15 protein-coding genes and 1 pseudogene are annotated in these 14,021 nt (G+C 50.0%); 15 read left to right on the forward strand and 1 reads right to left on the reverse strand.

The genetic code is table 11. The features are described from left to right. Nucleotides 1-119 precede the first annotated feature (119 nt). From ade to DWV57_RS00605, 9 genes are all read left to right on the forward strand, one after another. On the forward strand, nucleotides 120-1,859 hold the full coding sequence (gene ade, locus DWV57_RS00550; protein ID WP_120019617.1) for an adenine deaminase: 1,740 nt from the start codon (nucleotides 120-122) through the stop codon (nucleotides 1,857-1,859). A 394-nt stretch (nucleotides 1,860-2,253) separates the two neighbouring features. Continuing rightward, on the forward strand, nucleotides 2,254-3,072 hold the full coding sequence (locus DWV57_RS00560; protein WP_120019619.1) for a 4Fe-4S dicluster domain-containing protein: 819 nt from the start codon (nucleotides 2,254-2,256) through the stop codon (nucleotides 3,070-3,072). 52 nt (nucleotides 3,073-3,124) lie between these two features. Then, the gene (locus DWV57_RS00565) at nucleotides 3,125-3,616 is read left to right on the forward strand and encodes an HD domain-containing protein (RefSeq protein ID WP_118528179.1); all 492 of its coding nucleotides are present in this window, start codon (nucleotides 3,125-3,127) and stop codon (nucleotides 3,614-3,616) included. Between the two features lie 2 nt (nucleotides 3,617-3,618). Then, nucleotides 3,619-4,131, forward strand: coding sequence for an NUDIX domain-containing protein (locus tag DWV57_RS00570; RefSeq protein WP_120019620.1), 513 nt, complete (start codon nucleotides 3,619-3,621; stop codon nucleotides 4,129-4,131). 160 nt (nucleotides 4,132-4,291) lie between these two features. After that, complete coding sequence (locus DWV57_RS00575; protein ID WP_187119391.1) at nucleotides 4,292-4,648, forward strand: hypothetical protein; 357 nt, start codon at nucleotides 4,292-4,294, stop codon at nucleotides 4,646-4,648. Between the two features lie 33 nt (nucleotides 4,649-4,681). Beyond that, nucleotides 4,682-5,137, forward strand: a complete 456-nt coding sequence (locus DWV57_RS00580; RefSeq protein WP_118528175.1) for a (deoxy)nucleoside triphosphate pyrophosphohydrolase — start codon at nucleotides 4,682-4,684, stop codon at nucleotides 5,135-5,137. Between the two features lie 370 nt (nucleotides 5,138-5,507). Next, the gene (locus DWV57_RS00595) at nucleotides 5,508-5,744 is read left to right on the forward strand and encodes a hypothetical protein (protein ID WP_005922522.1); all 237 of its coding nucleotides are present in this window, start codon (nucleotides 5,508-5,510) and stop codon (nucleotides 5,742-5,744) included. 177 nt (nucleotides 5,745-5,921) lie between these two features. Continuing rightward, nucleotides 5,922-6,455, forward strand: a complete 534-nt coding sequence (locus tag DWV57_RS00600) for an AbrB/MazE/SpoVT family DNA-binding domain-containing protein (RefSeq protein WP_118528173.1) — start codon at nucleotides 5,922-5,924, stop codon at nucleotides 6,453-6,455. A 174-nt stretch (nucleotides 6,456-6,629) separates the two neighbouring features. Next, nucleotides 6,630-7,706: a hypothetical protein gene (locus DWV57_RS00605; RefSeq protein ID WP_347562359.1), complete on the forward strand. Its 1,077-nt coding sequence runs from the start codon at nucleotides 6,630-6,632 to the stop codon at nucleotides 7,704-7,706. A gap of 424 nt (nucleotides 7,707-8,130) precedes the next feature. Here the strand turns inward: DWV57_RS00605 and DWV57_RS00620 are convergent, their stop codons facing one another. Further along, nucleotides 8,131-8,685 carry an isochorismatase family cysteine hydrolase gene (locus tag DWV57_RS00620; RefSeq protein WP_118528169.1) on the reverse strand — a complete coding sequence of 185 codons (555 nt, stop codon included), beginning with the start codon at nucleotides 8,683-8,685 and terminating at the stop codon, nucleotides 8,131-8,133. Nucleotides 8,686-8,881: 196 nt separating this feature from the next. Between DWV57_RS00620 and DWV57_RS00625 the strand changes: the two genes are divergently transcribed. From DWV57_RS00625 to DWV57_RS00650, 6 genes and pseudogenes are all read left to right on the forward strand, one after another. Next, nucleotides 8,882-9,865 carry a Gfo/Idh/MocA family oxidoreductase gene (locus DWV57_RS00625; protein WP_120019622.1) on the forward strand — a complete coding sequence of 328 codons (984 nt, stop codon included), beginning with the start codon at nucleotides 8,882-8,884 and terminating at the stop codon, nucleotides 9,863-9,865. 151 nt (nucleotides 9,866-10,016) lie between these two features. Next, complete coding sequence (locus DWV57_RS00630; protein ID WP_120019623.1) at nucleotides 10,017-10,454, forward strand: radical SAM mobile pair system MarR family transcriptional regulator; 438 nt, start codon at nucleotides 10,017-10,019, stop codon at nucleotides 10,452-10,454. Continuing rightward, on the forward strand, nucleotides 10,451-11,140 hold the full coding sequence (locus DWV57_RS00635) for a radical SAM mobile pair protein A (protein WP_120019624.1): 690 nt from the start codon (nucleotides 10,451-10,453) through the stop codon (nucleotides 11,138-11,140). The genes DWV57_RS00630 and DWV57_RS00635 overlap by 4 nt, the downstream gene beginning before the upstream one ends. Further along, a complete protein-coding gene (locus DWV57_RS00640; RefSeq protein ID WP_118528161.1) occupies nucleotides 11,128-12,036 on the forward strand; it encodes a radical SAM mobile pair protein B in 909 nt (302 codons plus the stop codon). The genes DWV57_RS00635 and DWV57_RS00640 overlap by 13 nt, the downstream gene beginning before the upstream one ends. A 122-nt stretch (nucleotides 12,037-12,158) precedes the next feature. Continuing rightward, nucleotides 12,159-12,860 (forward strand): annotated as a pseudogene (locus tag DWV57_RS00645) (EFR1 family ferrodoxin); the annotation flags it as partial. Nucleotides 12,861-13,146: 286 nt separating this feature from the next. After that, nucleotides 13,147-13,974, forward strand: coding sequence for a purine-nucleoside phosphorylase (locus DWV57_RS00650; RefSeq protein ID WP_120019625.1), 828 nt, complete (start codon nucleotides 13,147-13,149; stop codon nucleotides 13,972-13,974). Nucleotides 13,975-14,021 lie beyond the last annotated feature (47 nt).

The raw sequence follows: 14,021 nt of genomic DNA on the forward strand, positions 1-14,021 counted from the left end.
GCCCTCCGGGGGCATTTTTGTTTCCCGACATCTTTTCCGCAGCGGCAGGGCGTGGTAGAATAAGGGCAGAACCGATCCACAGGTGAGAAAATCGAACTTCAGAGAGAGGAGATGCTTCTATGCAGTCTGATGAGCTGAAACGCCGGATCTCGGCAGGCAGAGGAGATGCTTTGGCCGATCTGGTTTTGAAAAATGCAAGAATCGTCAATGTGTTTACCGATGAGATCGACACCGCTGATATTGCCATCAGCGGAAATTCGATCGTGGGCGTGGGTACGTATCATGGCCGGAAAGAAGTTGATCTGCACGGCAAATATGTCTGCCCGGGCCTGATCGATGGGCATATCCACATCGAAAGCTCCATGCTCTGTGGTCCGGCTTTCGAGCAGGCAGTGCTGCCCCACGGTACCACTGCGGTGGTCACAGACCCACACGAGATCTCGAACGTTGCGGGGCTGGAAGGCTTGGATTTTATGCTGGAAACGACAAAAAATCTGACCCTTTCGGTTTATTTCATGCTGCCCTCCTGTGTTCCGGCCACGGATCTGGATGAATCCGGTGCGGTGCTGAACGCAGAACAGCTCCGGCCTTACTACGGCGATCCCCGTGTGCTGGGGCTTGCAGAGCTGATGAATGCCTATGGGACGGTGCGCTGTGACCCGAAGATCCTGCAGAAGATCCGCGACTGCACCGAAGCAGGAAAGATCGTGGATGGACACGCACCGATCTTGAGCGATAAGGACCTGAATGCTTATATTGCGGCAGGCGTTCAGTCCGATCACGAGTGCTCCAACATCGAGGAAGCCATGGAAAAACTCCGGCGCGGACAATACATCATGATCCGGGAAGGAACGGCTGCCAAAAATATGGAGGCCCTGATGCCGCTGTTCCGGGAGCCTTATTGCAGCCGCTGTATGCTGGTGACGGATGATAAGCACCCCGGTGACCTGCTGGACAGCGGACACATCGATTCCAACATCCGTAAAGCGATCCGGTTGGGGGCAGACCCGGCGGTGGCCGTCAAAATGGCAACGCTGGTCCCGGCACAGTATTTTGGGTTCAAGCAGCGCGGTGCCGTAGCACCGGGGTACCGGGCAGATCTGGTTGTGGTTCCTGATCTGGAATCCTTTACGGTCGAACAGGTTTACAAGAATGGCACGCTGGTGGCCGAGCACGGAAAAACGCTGAAACCCGCACCGCTTGACATCGACCGTGTGAGATTTTCCCACGTTATGGATTCCTTTGATCTGGATGAGATCACACTGCAGGACCTGGAACTTCGGGAAAGCGGGGAGCAGGAGCGTGTCATCTGCCTGAACCGGGGCGAGCTGCTTACGGAGGAAAAAATCATCCCGTTCCAACGGCGGCCGGGCAAGGCTCCCGGTGTGGACCCGGAACACAACATCGTAAAACTGGCCGTTTTTGAGCGGCATCATCACTCCGGCCATGTGGGCATTGGCTTTTTAGGGAACTTCAGCCTGAAATGCGGAGCCGTTGCATCGAGCATCGCACATGATTCCCATAACCTGATTGTGGCAGGGGACAACGATACCGATATGATGCTGGCCGGCAACACCGTGCGGAAAAACAAAGGCGGACTTGCGTTTGTGGCAGATGGACAGGTCGTGGCAGAACTTGCGCTTCCGGTGGCCGGATTGATGAGCACCGAAAGCGCAGAGAGCGTTGCGGCGAAAATGCAGGCGCTGAACGATGCCCTCAAGGCACATGGTGTAGCGGAAGATATCGGCATCTTTATGACCCTCGCCTTCGTCAGCCTTCCGGTCATTCCAAAACTCAGACTGAATACATACGGCATCATCGATGTAGCGCAGCAGAAAGTCGTTCCGGCTGTTTTTTAATAGGCGATAACAACAATACTGCCGGAGATCAACCTGAATGGTCCGTCTCCGGCAACAGAACAGTTCGTTCCTACTCTTAGAAACGAGCCGCATCAAGAGAAAAATTGACGGGAATTCTTATTTGATAAATTGGAATTTATTGAGGTGTTTAGAATGAAACAGAAAGTACCTATGATATGCAACATTGTGAGTCTCATTCTGTTGATTGTATTTGTTATTAAGAGCATCGTTGATTATACTCAATACTTAACATCGCTAAACTCTGCGCCTTTTTATTTGTGGGTGTTAGTAAATGCTTTGTTTTTGGTAATTCCTGCAATTATTTTGTTCGTTATTGGTTTCGTTGTAAAGAAGAAACAGTAAACAATTCCAGTTTGTGGATTGGAGGAATAAAATGAAAAAGTATTTTCTACCGCTTGGTGTATTGGGAATATTTATGACTATTGCAGTAACATTATGGCTGACACAGGACAATATATTTTACCTTTTTAATTTTAGCTATATTGGAATATCAATTTTTTTCGGGATATTTCTTTATATAAAAAAATACAAATATGCCCGCAGAGTTGCACAGCTTTTAGTCGGACTTTATATGTTGGTGTATTTGGGCTTTATTTGCGGTGAAAATATGCAGATTGAGGGATTTTGGTATTATCTTTTTACAGGGGTATTTGAAGCCGCAACAATTCATTATGCGGTGGCAAAAATTTTCGGACCATTGCTTTTTGGCAGAGGTTGGTGTGGGTATGCCTGTTGGACGGCAATGGTGCTTGATTTTCTTCCGTATAAAGTTCCCAAAACACCACGGGAAAAGATTGGGTGGATAAGGTATATAACATTTGCAATTTCTCTTATATTTGTTTCGGTGCTATTTCTTGCTCATATCGATAACATTGAGAGGATTATGTTTTGGGCGTTTATCATTGGAAATGCCATATACTATATAGTTGGGATAATATTGGCTTTTGTCTTTAAGGATAATCGTGCATTTTGCAAATACATATGTCCTATCACTATATTCTTAAAACCTATGAGTTATTTTTCGCTGCTCCGAATTAAATGTGATAAAAGCAAATGTGTTTCATGCGGCAAATGTAAAAATGTGTGTCCTATGGAAGTAGATGTTACAGATAATTCCAGAAAACGAAAAAACGGTACGGAATGTATTCTTTGCTTTGAATGCGTGAAGAATTGTCCGAGAGATGCACTATAAATTCGCGTTTATCAAGGTGAACATTTAAGTATTAAAAACGGGAGTGAAACAAATGATGACCATTGCACAGATCATGGAAAAGATGATCGCCTTTTCCGAAGGGAATATCCATGACATCACGCACCTGAGCTGTGTGTGGACCTATGCCAAAACCATTGGTGAGCTGGAGGGGCTGGACGCAGACACGCAGTTTATTCTGGAGGTGGCGGCCATCACCCACGATATCGCCTGCCCGCTCTGCCGCAAAAAGTACGGCAACACCAATGGTAAATATCAGGAGCAGGAGGGTGCCCCGCTGGTGCGGGAGTTCTTGGCGGATACCGGCATGACGGCTGCACAAATTGATAGGGTGGCGTATCTGGTAGGGCACCACCATAGTCCGGCGCAGATCGACGGCATTGACTATCAGATTCTGATTGAGGCAGATTATATCGTCAATGCGTCCGAAAGCGGGTACGACCAGCAGGCAATCCGAACCTTTATGGAACATACGATGAAAACGGCGGCAGGCATCCGACTGACAAAAACGGTGTTTGGAGTGTAAAAATGATTCAGAAGCATTGCTTTGAATGCGGTACGGCATTGATTGAAAAAGAACTGGAAGAAGAGGGCATTGTGCCTTACTGCCCGAAATGCCAGCAATACCGTTTCCCGATGTACAATGTGGCGGTCAGCATGATTGTTGTGGATGAGGAAACCGGGAAAATTCTGCTCATCCAGCAGTACGGCAAGCCCTCTTATATTCTGGTGGCTGGATATGTGAACCGCGGTGAGGCAGAAGAACACGCCGTGGTGCGGGAGGTCCGGGAAGAAACCGGGCTGGAAGTAGAACACCTCCGGTTCAACCGTACCAAGTTTTTTGAGCCGTCCAATACGCTGATGTGCAACTTTACGGCTTTCGTCAGAACCGCAAAGGCGCTGCATATCAACCACGAAGTGGACCGCTGCAAGTGGTTCACCCCACAGGAAGCCAGAGAAAACATCCGTCCCAACAGCCTTGCAGTGGAATTTTTGAATGCGTATCTGGACGAAGTGGGGAATAAGCCGATGGAGATGTGATCCGTGACGGAACCACGGGAATTTTGACGGGAATGGACGCACTGCACGGCTATTCCACCTCTGGTATCTTGTTCAGCAGGGCTATCCTGCGGCACTGTTCACGCCGTTTTCCCGATACATCGCTGAAAACAAGGACGCATATTACAAAGCCTACGAACGCGTGGAGAGAAATGCTCTGATTTCCGGCTATACGGATATGACTCCCTTTCTGTTCTACTTCTGCAATGAGGTCTATAACCGCCTGCAGGTGGATGCAGTCCCGCCGAAAACTGATCTTGAGGTATATCAAACTGCTCTTGCGGAAGGAAAAATCACAGAAAAAGAACGGCTGCTCTGGGAGTATGTTCTGTCTGCTTATGGTGCAGAGGAGTTTACCACAAAGCAGCTGGAAAAGGATTTCCGAAACGCTGCGTATGCAACTATTCGGACGTTTGTGATGAAATTCCATGAGATGGGGCTGCTTACTGCAAGAAAAGCAGGAAACAGGGTGTTCTATCGTGTCGGTGGGACTTCTTGACGGTCGGCCTAATGAATCCAAAAGGAGAACGTTATGAAAACGATTCGTGTTGTGGCCGCTGTGATCTGCGACTCCATGCAGGCAAAACGCAAAATCTACGCCACTGCCCGCGGTTATGGCGACTATAAAGGCCAGTGGGAGTTTCCGGGCGGCAAAATCGAGCCGGGCGAAACCCCGCAGCAGGCTCTGAAGCGGGAAATCAAAGAAGAACTGGACACGGAAATCACCGTGGAGGATTTAATTGGGACAATCGAGTACGATTATCCGGCGTTTCATCTTTCCATGGACTGCTTCTGGTGTGAAGTGGTTTCCGGCGATCTTGTTCTGAAAGAAGCGGAAGCTGCACGATGGCTGACAAAAGATGACATTGATTCCGTTCCGTGGCTCCCGGCGGATCGGACCATTTTGGAGGCCATTAGAAGCTCAATGCAGCCAGTGAAACCACTCCATACCAGCGAATATGACAACGAACCTCTGCAGAGATGCTGAGGATTCCCGGAATGAAGGATGAACTGCGCCGTCCCATGATGCTGCTGGTGAAAGCCGCTATTCCGAAAAAATTGTAAAACAGAGGCCTCTGAATCTTTCCCTAATAAGAAAGAGATTCGGAGGCCTTTATTGGTTGATCGATGTGATCAAAATGATCACATCGATTCAGAAAAACGCACTTGCGAACGAATCGCCGTAGAACATCGAACGCTTTATGGGCTATGCCAGCAAGGCTGAAATGCTCCGCATGGATATGGCTTTGCTGGTCAGTCTGGCTCTGAACGTTCTGAGAGGAAACCGCAGCGAATAGCGGACAACCAGTAACCCGTAAAAATGAGGTGATAGCGATGTAATCGGAGGTGAGTGAGCCATGCGAAAGAGTGCCCCCATTGAAGTGGTGGTACATTACCCCAAAACGAAAGAGGGATGGGACGAACTCGGAAAACGGGTCGCAACCGCCCACGCCAACTATGTGATCGAAAAAATCGACCGTCTGAACTGCCCCACATGGCAGAAGCTCGAATTGCTGCAGGCGGTGATCGATACTACCAAAGGAACCTACAAACCCAAGGAACACCAAAAGCCCGGCTGGCAGCCGAGCCGATAAACAAAGCCCCACGCTCAACATATGCTTTTCTGCTCTGACCAGAGACGGCCAGATTCAGAGGCAGTGTTGAGCGTGGGGCTTTTTGTGTTATATAAGTTTTTGGAATTTTGCTGACAAAAAAATCGTTGATTGTTGGCGGCCAATATGGTATTCTTTTTGTAAGGGAAGGTGAAGTGCATGAATCGTCGCAGCGTGAAAATTATGAGAAGAAAAGCAGGGGGAACAGCAGGAAAGAATGCAGAAAAGTATTCGGTCAATCTCCCGGCAGTGTGGCTTCATGCGATGGGACTTTCAAAAGAGGACCGGGTAGAACTTTCTTTTGACGGTGAAAAAATCACCGTCCGACCGCTTGCATCAACAGACTCGGAACTGTTCCGCAGAAATGCAGAACAGAAAGGACATCAGCTGAAAGAATATCGGTATTATGACGGAGATGCGTTGTGTACCGTGATTTTGGCAGATTTTACAGCGGAGCAGATCTGCATCGAAAACAAAGTTGACGAAATACTGGATACTGCGTTTGGTGTGAACGAAACGCCCTCATGGGAAGACTTCCTGGCCTTTCTGGCAGACCGATGCATTCCGAAAACACGAAAGGGCTTGGATTACTATCTGGATGCTGTTGGCGTTCCGGAATATGACCCGGTTCTGCTTGTTGAAAAGACGCAGGGAAGAATGGCGGAGGATCACAAATGGCTGGAAATTATTTGACGCTGCATGCTATTACCCAAAACAGTTCCACTTTTTGCTGAAAGAGCGTATCGAAACCGTCCTGATGGAGCAGCAGAAAAAGCTTTTTGAAAAGTAAAAGCTCTTGCGTCCCGTGAAAAAAGAAGGTAATATAAATACAGAGCAAGACACAGAACGCAGGGAGGGATGAAAACCATGTTTTACGAGATCATGCACCGGGAAAGCTGTGTGGCACAACTCAGCACGACAGGGGAATGCAGGGTCTGCCTCGAGGATTTCATGCCCTATGATCTGGTTCTGGTGGAATCGGATGATTTTGACGAGCGCATCAATAATGTAACGAACTTTTACTATTGGTGCGCCTCCCGGATGTTGACGTTGGATCGCACCTACGCCAAGGAAATCCTGAACAGTATCGGTGCATCTCAGAGTGCTACGGACAGGGAACGAGCACAGATCGCATTATCCTACCATTGTCTGTCTTTGCTGGATGTGTTCTGGGTGAAAGAAGAAAACGAGAAGATTCGATTCGAGGATATCAACCTTTTTGCACACTCCTTAAGCAATGCGCTTGTGGATATTGCGCTGCGGGGGCACCAAATGACGGTGACAAACGCCCATCTTCTGGCAAATGACCTGTCTACGGGCGGCTTGTACCCCAAGGCGTGGGTGCGAAAAGAGGATGGCTTCTATCTTTACAAGGATGGTGGCAGGGAAGCGGTGGAACGTGAAGTGCTGGCAAGCAAAATCTGCCGGTGCTTTGACTGCCATCAGGTACTGTATGAGCAGGGGATGTTTGAAAATGAGCCGGTTTCCATCAGCAAAATCATGACATCTCAGCGATACAGTCTTGTGACCTATGCAGCCTATGACGTCTACTGCACGAACCATGATTGGAACACGCTGGATAAGATCTTAGAGTTGGATGCTCCCAGCTACTATATGATGAACATTCTGGATTATCTGGTGGGCAATACCGACCGTCATTGGGAAAATTGGGGTCTGCTGGTAGACAACGAAACCAATCAGCCCATCCGTCTGCATGACCTGATGGACTTCAACCGGGCGTTTCAGCAGTACGACACGCCAGAAGGCGCAAACTGTCTGACCGTGGGAAAATGCCATCTGAGCCAAAAAGATGCTGCAGTGGAAGCGGTGCGGAACATCGGACTGAACCAAGTCCGTCAGGTGGAGCACACCGTATTCTCCGAGCATCCGGCATGGAAAGCAACGTTTGAAGAACGACTGCGTGTTTTACGGAACGCCATGTAAGTCAGAGCGAATATCAGGATAACTGAAACAGAATGATTCCATAACGAAAGCCCGTCTGCGCTGCCACATATCGTGGCTTGCAGACGAGCTTTTTCGTTTGGCCGGAGAAAAATTACCATATGATAACAACGGAGATTCGGTCAGCTTTGACTTCGGCAATCATCTTCTGAAATCCGGGTCGGTCGAATTGCGTACCAGAGATATCTGGTGCTCTACGACCGGGACTCTCTGACGGTGAGCCGCAAGCTGTCTGCCTCGGTGGAGGAGTACATCGACGACCACTAAGCAGCCAGCCCAGCGTTTTCCATCATTTGCAGGTAGGGCAGACCGTGGGCATCCCCGGCTCGTTCAATTTCCTTCATCTGCGCAGCCGTCACAATGCGATGTTTCATGTTGGCACCTTCTCTCGAACCCTAAGCAGCTCTCACGGTCTCCAAGGCTCGCTGCCCTGGTTGTTGATATCAATTTGGCACAGCTTCATGGCAGAAAGTGCCGTGTCATGGGACTGGGGCGTGACGCAGGCGCAGCAGGCAGCGTCCACGGAAACGTCGCTTTCCGGGAAGGTTGCTTTGCACAGGATGGCGTTGGAAAGCACACAGATGCCGGTGCACAGACCCACCAGCTCGATCTCCGGGGTTTCGGTCCCGGCGGCGGTCTTGAGCTTTTCCGCCAGCAGGGTGGAGCCAAAGGTGGGCTTGCAGATAAAGTGGTCTGCAGGCACGCCCTCCAGCGCCTCCGCCACCAGCGGATTTAGAGCGTGCCCCTCGCTGCCGGCGATGCAGTGAGCCACCGGGAGATGACGCCCCTCGTTGGTCTCCAGATAGTTGTCCGGGTGGGTATCCTGGGTGACAAAGATCTGCTCCGGGCGATAGGTGCGGATCTTTTCCAGCACCTTCGGCAGGATGGCTTCGGCCTCTTTTGTGCCCAGCGAGCCGGTGATAAAGTCGTTCTGCATATCCACTACGATCAGAAATTTCATAGGGGGGGTACCTCCCAAACTGATGTGTCAAGACACCTTTTTCTATCAGTATAACGGATAGAGCAAAAATTGCAAGGATTTTGTTTGGAGGCGGTGTTTTTTGGCAGAAAAATAGGGCTTTATGAGAGCGGAATCTTTTCCGCAGAGAGAAATCATGGTATACTGGATCCAAAGTGATCAAATGGGAGGTACCGTTATGAAGTGGGGAATTTTAGCGACCGGCACCATTGCCAAAAAGTTTGCGTCTACGGTGGAACAGATGGGCGCAGAAGGGGAGCAGCTTGTTGCCGTGGGCTCACGGCATCTGAAAAGCGCACAGGCGTTTGCACAGCAGTACGGCATTCCCCGCTGCTATGACTCCTACGAAGCCCTTGCCGCCGACCCGGAGGTGGAGGCTATCTATGTTGCCACTCCCAACACCCTGCACTACGAAAACTGCAAGCTCTGCTTGGGGCATGGCAAGCACGTTCTGTGCGAAAAGCCCTTTACCATCAACCCGGAGCAGGCGCAGGAGCTGTATCGTCTGGCGGAGGAAAAGCACCTCTTTCTCATGGAGGCATTCTGGATCTGGCTGCTGCCGCTGTACGACCGAATGCGCGAGATCCTTACTGCTGGCACCATCGGGGAACTGAAGCAGATCACCTGTCAGTACGGCTTTGTGGCCTCCGGTGCCCGGAAGGACCGCAAGTTTGATTCCAGTCTGGGCGGTGGTGCGCTGCTGGATATCGGCATCTACAATCTGGGCTTTCTGCGCATCCTCACCGGACAGGAACCGGAGAAGGTGGAGACCAAAGAGGTCCACATCAACGAGTACGGCACCGACGATTACAGTTGCCTTGCGCTGACCTACCCCGGCGGCTGCAAGGCGGAGTCCACCCAGACCATTGGGCAGGAGCTGGAGCGCAACGCCCGTATCGTGGGCACCAAGGGCAGCATCTTTCTGCCTGATTTCCAGCACGCCGAGACCATGACGCTGGTAGTGGAGTGCAAAGAGCCGGAGGTCATCCGCTGCCCGGTGGACATCAACGGCTTTGAGTATGAGATCCGGGAAGCAAGCCGCTGCGTCAAGCTGGGGCGTACCGGAAGCGACCGCTACACCCCGCAGGATAGCCTTGCCCTGACCCGTCTGATGTACGACACCCGCATGAGCTGGGGCATGAAGTTTGTGGGCGAGGTGTAAGCGCACACCTTGCCGCAGGTCTTTTGCGTGCGAAAACTATGATATACAGAGAGCGACAACTCGGAATTTACTTCTACTTAGACATACAAACTGTTGACAGTAAAACTCCTATATAGTATTATTTGATAAAATACTATATAGGAGTTTTTGTGTGAAAGTGAATGGCGGATTTCTTGTTACCAAAATAAAACAACTTGGAGATCGAATCTTTGAGAAGATTCTCAGCGAAAAGAATATTGATGCGTTTAACGGAGCCCAAGGGCGTATTCTTTATGTACTGTGGCAGGAAGATGGAATCTCAATCAGGTCACTCTCAATCAAATGTGGATTAGCGTTAACTTCTCTTACTACGATGCTGGAAAGAATGGAAAATCAAGGGCTGATAAGACGCGTTCAGTCTGAAACGGACAAAAGGAAAACACTCCTGTTTCTGACTGAAAAAGCATATGCCTTAAAGGACGAATACGATTCTGTATCTGATGAAATGGGCAGTATTTACTACAAAGGTTTTTCGGAGGAAGAAATTACCCGGTTTGAGGAATGCCTCGACCGTATCAGAAAGAATCTTGAGGAGTGGCAGAAATCATGAGTATTTGCATCAAAGATCAGATTCAAAACATGAATATCGTCATCGGATGTACAGTGGGGTGTGTATATTGCTATGCCCGCAATAATGTGAAACGCTGGCATATGATTGATGACTTTGCTGCCCCTGAATTCTTTCCGGGTAAGCTCAAGATGATGGAAAAGAAACGTCCGCAGAACTTTTTTCTTACCGGCATGAGCGATTTTTCCGGCTGGAAGCCAGAATGGAGAGACGAGGTATTTGCAAAAATCCGTGAAAATCCACAGCATCAGTTCTTGTTCCTTACAAAGCGACCAGATCTGCTGGATTTTGATACCGAGCTGGAAAACGCATGGTTTGGCGTTACGGTGACGAGAAAAGCAGAACTGTGGCGTATTGACGCACTACGGGAAAATGTCAGAGCAAAACACTACCATGTTACCTTTGAGCCGCTATTCGACAATCCTGGTTCAGTTGATCTTTCCGGAATCAACTGGATCGTTGTCGGCACCATGACCGGAGTTCAGAGCAGGAAGGTTCATACGGAGCCGGAGTGGGCATGGTCTCTGGCAGATCAGGCGCATGTGCTTGACATTCCGGTGTTTATGAAGGAAGACCTTGTTCCTATCATAGGGGATGAAAATATGATTCAGGAAATGCCGGAAGAATTCAATAAAGTGTTGGAGGTACAGAGATCATGGCAAAAGTAATAAATGGAATCCTCATTAATGAAGTGGAAACAAAGGACATCATGACCAAGTCCAGTCTGCCGGTAGGCGGTTACTCGGTCAATCCATATGTAGGCTGTACACATGCCTGCAAGTATTGCTATGCTTCTTTTATGAAGCGCTTTACCGGACATAAGGAGGAATGGGGCACTTTCCTTGATGTGAAGCATTGGCCGGAAATTAAGAATCTGAAGAAATATGCCGGACAGCGGGTGGTCATCGGTTCTGTGACAGATGGCTACAATCCACAGGAGGAGCATTTTGGGAATACCAGAAAACTTCTGGAGCAGCTAATTGGCAGTGACGCAGATATTCTGATCTGCACAAAGTCGGATCTTGTGGTACGGGATATTGATCTGCTGAAGAAGCTTGGACGAGTAACCGTTTCATGGTCGATCAACACACTAGATGAGAATTTCAAGAACGATATGGACTCTGCTTCTAGCATTGAGCGCCGTATCGCTGCTATGAAGCAGGTATATGAAGCAGGTATCCGTACAGTCTGTTTCGTATCCCCGGTATTCCCCGGTATCACGGATTTTGAAGCAATCTTTGAGCGGGTAAAGGATCAGTGCGATCTGTTCTGGCTCGAAAATCTCAATCTTCGAGGTGGTTTCAAAAAGACAATTATGGATTATATCGCCGGAAAATATCCTGATCTTGTGCCGCTTTACGACGAGATTTATAACAAGCATAACCGCAGCTACTTTGAAGCACTTGAAGTAAAAGCTGAGGAAATGGCTAAGAAGTATGATTGTCCCTTTGTGGATAATGAAATGCCTTATGGCAGAGTCCCGCAGGGACATCCGGTGATCGTAGATTATTTCTATCATGAGGAAATCCGAGGGACAGAGAATACAGGAAAAAGAAATCGTTAATCCAAACGAAAATTAAACTGATGAGGGTGGAGAGATTTATTTCTTGCTGTTTGAAATCGACAACTTCCAGTTTGCCGGGCAGACAGGCATCTAAAAAACCATACAAAAACGAGGGAACAGCCATGGTACTTTATTTTACAGGAACCGGCAACAGCCGGTATCTGGCACGGCGCATTGCCGAAGGGCTGGATATGCCGCTTTACGACCTGAACACCTGCATCAAGGCAGGGGATACCGCCCCGGTGCAGACCGGGCAGGATGTGGTGCTGGTCACGCCTACCTACGCATGGCGTATTCCCCGGGTGGTGTCCCAGTGGCTGGGCAACACCGAGCTGACCGGGGCAGAGCGCATCTGGTTTGTGATGGATTGCGGCAGCGAGATCGGCAATGCGGCAAAATATAACCGGCAGCTTGCGGCGCAAAAGCACCTGCGGTACATGGGTACAGCTCAGATCATCATGCCGGAAAACTACATTGCCATGTTCAATGCGCCGCAAAAAGAGCAGGCCCGGAGCATCGTGGAGCAGGCAGAGCCTGCGCTTCAGAAGGCGCTGGCGCAGGTCAGAGCCGGGCAGGAATTTTCTCCACTGAGAGACACCCTCTACGACCGCTTTATGAGCGGCTCGGTAAACCCGGCGTTCTATCGCTTTTTTGTGAAGGCGGATGCCTTCCGGGCAACGGATGCCTGTATCGGATGCGGCAAGTGCGTGGAGCGGTGCCCCCTGAACAATATCCGGCTGGAAAACGGCAAGCCGGTCTGGGGCAAACACTGCACTCACTGTATGGCCTGCATCTGCGATTGCCCCAAAGAGGCCATCGAGTATATTGAAAAGTTGAATCATCAATATATTGATCTGCTGAACGGGGATGGTCTGGCATCTGATAAGTTCTGGGGGCTGAATCGACGCATCCGTGAGGATCGAAAAAGTCTGGGTGTTCAGATGGAACTTCGTAAAACGGATCTGCCGTATACGCTGGTCAATCTGCTGCATGAGAAAATTATCACGGAAGATGACCTGAAGCAATTCAGCAGCGAATTGCAAGACGCGGTGAAACAGCTACAGGAACGAATGGAAGAGTGAATGCATACAACAGCAAAGGAGAAAACCTATGGAATATCTTTATGAAAAAGCACAGGAGAGCGCCGAGTATATCAAAATGCATACCACCAAACGCCCGAAAATCGCGGTGGTGCTCGGCTCCGGCCTTGGTAATCTGACCGCTGATTTTACCGAAACGGAAGAACTGCCGTACAAGGATATCCCGAATTTCCCGGTGTCTACAGTAGCAGGCCACAAAGGTGCGTTGCTGGCAGGCAAGCTGGGCGAGAAAGAGGTCTATGCGCTGGAAGGACGGTTCCACTTTTATGAAGGCTACTCCATGAAGGAAGTCTGTTACCCGTTTTACGTCCTGAAACTGCTGGGCGTGGAACAGGTGGTGCTGACCAATGCCTGCGGCGGCATCAACCGGGAGTTTGCGCCGGGCACCCTGATGCTCCTCACCGACTTCATCAACATGATGGGTACGAACCCGCTCATCGGCCCCAACGACGAGCGCTTCGGCCCGCGTTTCCCGGACATGACCGAGCCGTACAGTCTGGAACTGCGGAACCTCGCCAAACAGACCGCCGATGAACTGGGCATTTCCTATCAAGAGGGCGTTTATCTGGGCTTCATGGGTCCCTGCTACGAAACGGCCGCCGAGATCCGTGCCTTTGCGGGTATGGGGGCCGATGCCGTGGGCATGAGCACCGTGCCGGAAACCATGGTCTGCAATTATCTGGGTATGAAGGTGCTGGCCGTCAGCTGTATCACGAACATGGCCACCGGCATCCAGACGGTGAAGCACAGCCACGCCCGCGTGCTGGAGATCGCCAATCAGTCCGGAGAGACCCTGTGCCGCTGGCTGGGCGCAGTGATCCAGAAGATGGAAGGGTGAGAACGCCTTTTTCCGAGAGACTCATAAACAAATAAATATCCCCCGGC

This window comes from Faecalibacterium sp. AF10-46, from assembly GCF_003604105.1.
GTDB classification, from domain to species: Bacteria; Bacillota; Clostridia; order Oscillospirales; family Ruminococcaceae; genus Faecalibacterium; species Faecalibacterium taiwanense.